Origin of the sequence: Gluconobacter sp. P1D12_c (genome assembly GCF_018812105.1) — a bacterium.
GTDB lineage: Bacteria > Pseudomonadota > Alphaproteobacteria > Acetobacterales > Acetobacteraceae > Gluconobacter > Gluconobacter oxydans_A.
On sequence record NZ_JACSIQ010000090.1, the window covers coordinates 1 to 744 of the forward strand.

Here is a 744-nt window from a genome sequence, read left to right on the forward strand (position 1 = left end):
CCCGTATCCTGGGCGCAAATCGATAACCAAAGAAGGGCATCAGCCCGAAAACATGATCCGATGCCCCACCCGTGTCGGTATAATGCTCTTCAATGGAAAGCCCGTTGGCATGATACAGCAGCCCATCCAGAACATAGGGTGCTTCACCGGCCGTCGCCGCAATCACCCGGGTCGAAAACGGATCATACTGATCGGAGATGTGGGTGTAGAAACTGACGCCCGGTTCACTGCCATTGCGCGCATTGATATCGCTGATCGCAGCGCCTCTGCCACCTGCATGAAACAATTGACCATCACTTGAGGACGATGTGCCGTCTCCCCAGAGTGACGCCAGGGGCAGCCCACGATGGGCTGCAACCATACGGCCAAGGGCTTCGGCGTATCCGGCCTCGCTGATATGCCAGTCATGCAGATGCGCCAACTGGCGCAGGGTGGCACCCTGACAGGTGTCGGCCATGCGTGTCAGACCAAGATTAATCCCATCCGCCAGGATCACCGTCAGCAGGGCGTTTTTGTCATCCGCGACACGGCTGGAACGGCGATGGGTAAAGCAGTCGGTGAAGCTGATCCAGCGGTCCACTTCCAGCAGAAGATCAGTAATCTTGATGCGTGGCAGCCGGTCGTAAGCCGCCCGCCTCAACTCTTCCACAGCAGGGGGTGTAATTGCTTTCAGAGGCGAAATCACAAGACCATGTGCATCAAGCCGGACCTGTGACAACTCGCCCTTCCTGGCAAGAGCCGGCA

1 protein-coding gene is annotated in these 744 nt (G+C 57.8%); it reads right to left on the reverse strand.

All coding sequences use genetic code 11. The annotated features are described in order from the left end of the window. The coding region (locus tag KP705_RS15690) for a Tn3 family transposase (protein ID WP_215764859.1) at nt 1-744 on the reverse strand (744 nt) is incomplete at both ends.